Origin of the sequence: Nonomuraea cypriaca, from assembly GCF_015645445.1 — a bacterium.
Taxonomy (GTDB): domain Bacteria; phylum Actinomycetota; class Actinomycetes; order Streptosporangiales; family Streptosporangiaceae; genus Nonomuraea; species Nonomuraea cypriaca.
Map to the genome: position 1 here is coordinate 1 of NZ_JADOGI010000450.1, position 2,911 is coordinate 2,911.

Here is a 2,911-nt window from a genome sequence, read left to right on the forward strand (position 1 = left end):
CTCGATGACGGGTTCTTCGCGCTGGGAGGGAACTCCCTCGGGGCCGTCCGGGTCGCCGCCAGGCTGGCGGGCCGGGACCTGCCCGCGACCGCCGGTCAGATCTTCTCCGCCCCGACGGTCGCCGAGCTTGCCGCCCTGCTCCAAAGCGCGGGCGAACGCAGCGAACCGGGCATCGCCCGCGTGCCCAGGACCCCGCGCAGCCGTACCACCACGTGAGGAGTACGCCCATGGACCTCAGCGTGATGTTCTTCGGCGCGGACGACGCGAGCACCGTCGGCCATGCCACGAAATATGAGGACATCCTGGCGATCACCCGGGCCGCCGACCGGCTCGGCTTCACCGCGGTCTGGACCCCGGAGCGGCACTTCCAGCAGGTCGGGCAGGTCTTCCCGAACCCGGCGCTGCTCAGCGCCGCCCTGGCCGTGGCCACGGAACGCATCCACGTACGGGCAGGCAGCCTCGTGCTCCCGCTGCACCACCCACTGCGCGTCGCCGAGGACTGGGCCGTCGTGGACAACCTCTCGCGCGGCCGGGCCGGCGTCTCGGTGGCCACCGGCTGGCACTCCAAGGACTTCGTGCTGGCCCCTGACGGCTTCGCCGACCGGCGGGAGCGGGCCGCGCGGGACATCGGGCTGCTGCGCCGCCTGTGGGCGGGTGAGGCGGTCGAGTTCACCGACGGGACCGGGGAACGGGTGGCGGTGACGCCGCAGCCGCGGCCGTACTCCGCCGCCTTGCCGCTGTGGACCACGACCTCGGGCAGCCCGGCGACGTGGGAGGCGGCCGGGCGGCTGCGTACGAACATCCTGGGCGCCACCATCGGGCAGACCCGCGAGGAGCTGGCCGGGAAGATCCGCCTCTACCGCGAGGCGTACGAGGCGGCCCCCGAGCAGCCGGGCGCCCCGGCCAGGGGCACGGTGACGCTCATGGCCCACACGTACGCGGGCGTCTCGGACGAGCAGGCAAGGCGGCTGGCGGGCGGGCCGCTGAAGGCGTACCTGAAGTCTTACGTGGCGCAGACCGCTGCCAACAATGCTGCCAACAAGGGGGCGGACGGACGGACGGACGAACTCACGGACGGGCAGCTCGACACGCTCGCCGAGTTCGCCTTCCAGCGCTACCTCACCTGGGGCAGCCTGCTCGGCTCGGCGCAGACGTGCCGCAAGAGCCTGGCGGACCTGGCCGACCTGGGGTGTGACGAGGTGGCCTGCTTCGTGGACTTCGGACTCGGCGTGGACGAGGTGCTGGCCGGCCTGCACAGGCTCGCCGAGCTACGGGAGAACATATGAACGAGCCAGGCGACCGAACCTCGGCGAGCACCACGACGAACCAGCCGAGCGCGCGAACACCGGCGAACCAGCCGAGCGCGCGAACCTCGGTGAACCCGTCGGGCGAGCGAACGCCGGTGAGCCAGCCAGGCAGCCGAACCTCGGCGAACACCGCGGAGAGTCGGCTAAGTGGGCGGGCTTCGGTGAGCGCCGCGGAGCGGTTCGCCGCGCTGGGCGGCGAGCGGCGGGTGGAGCTGCTGCGCCGCCTGGTCCAGGCGGGACGGCTGGAGGCGATCCCGGACGTCGTGCCGCCGCGCGATCCCGCCCGCCCCGTGCGGCTCAGCCCGGCGCAGGAGGACTTATGGGTGTACGAGTCGCTTTATCCCGACACGGCCGCGCTCAACCTGTGCTGCTCGTACCATTTCGACACCCCGGTCGACCCGGCCGACCTGGAGGCCGCGCTGACCATCGTGCAGGATCACCACGACATCCTGCGCGCCAGGATCACCGGCGAGGTCGGTGACCTGCGGATGGAGTTCCCACCCGTGGGGCCGTTCCGGCTGGAGCGCCTGGACCTGCGCGGCACCGGCGTGACCCGGCGCGCGGCCATGAACGCCTTCAGCCGCCGTACCTTCGACCTCGACGGCGGGCGGCTGATCCGGGGGCGGCTCATCACGGTGGACGACACGCGTTCCACGCTGGTGCTGGCGCTGCACCACATCGTGACCGACTGGTGGTCGTTCGACGTCCTGCACGGCGAGTTCACCGAGGCATACCGCGCCGTACGCGACCGCGTCCCGCCCGAGCGGCGCCGCCCGGCGATCCAGTACGCCGACTTCGCCTGCCACCAGCGCGAACTGGAGGCGGCCGGGGTGTTCGACGCGCAACTGGCCTGGTGGCGTGAGTACCTGGCGGACCCGCCGCGCCCCCTCACCGTCGGCTCGGCCACCCCCGGCGGCGACTTCGGCATCGAGCAGATCGCGTTCCACGTGGACGCCGCGACGGAAGCCGCCGTACGCGCGCTGGCCAGGGAACGCGGAGCCACCGTGTACGGGGTGCTGATGACGGCGTTCGCGGTGTTCGCGCACCGGCTGACCGGCGAGCCCGACCTCATCACCGGCACCCCCACCGCGAACCGGTCCGCCAAGGGCCTGGACCGCGTCATCGGGTACGTCATGAACTCCATCCCGATCCGCTGGCGCTTCGACGCCGGCACGACGTTCGCGGGCCTGCTGGCGCGCTTCACCGCCGACTTCCCGCGGGTCCTCGCGCACGCCGACGTCCCCGTGGGCCGGATCGTGCAGTCGCTGGACCCGGAGCGGGTGGCGGGCCGCTCGCCGCTGTTCCAGTGGGTGTTCATGCACCTGCCACGGCAGGAGAGCGTGGCGCGGCTGCGGGAGATCGCCGAGCCCGAGCGGGTGCACACGGGCGGGGAGCACGACCTGATCGGGATCGTGCGGGACGCGGACGACGGCTTCGAGGCGAGCCTGGAGGTCCGTACCGATCTGTACGCGCCTGAGGTGGTGCGTGCCTGGGCGGAGGCGTTCACAACGCTGCTCGGCTCCTTGGTGGCCGAACCGGACGCATCGGTGGAACTGGCGGCACTGATCCCCCCGAACACATGGCACCAGACGACCACCCCACCG

General features: G+C 72.4%; 3 protein-coding genes. All 3 read left to right on the forward strand.

The features are described 5' to 3' along the window. Window positions 1–216: phosphopantetheine-binding protein (locus ITP53_RS54645; RefSeq protein ID WP_195903362.1), on the forward strand; the 216-nt coding region annotated here is incomplete at its 5' end. A gap of 11 nt (window positions 217–227) precedes the next feature. Then, a complete protein-coding gene (locus ITP53_RS54650; protein ID WP_195903363.1) occupies window positions 228–1,286 on the forward strand; it encodes a MupA/Atu3671 family FMN-dependent luciferase-like monooxygenase in 1,059 nt (352 codons plus the stop codon). A 182-nt stretch (window positions 1,287–1,468) separates the two neighbouring features. After that, window positions 1,469–2,911: condensation domain-containing protein (locus ITP53_RS54655; protein ID WP_195903364.1), on the forward strand; the 1,443-nt coding region annotated here is incomplete at its 3' end.

Excerpts from the sequence above, each read along its gene's own strand:
- ITP53_RS54650 (WP_195903363.1), top strand. The coding sequence starts at position 228 with ATGGACCTCAGCGTGATGTTCTTCGGCGCGGACGACGCGAGCACCGTC.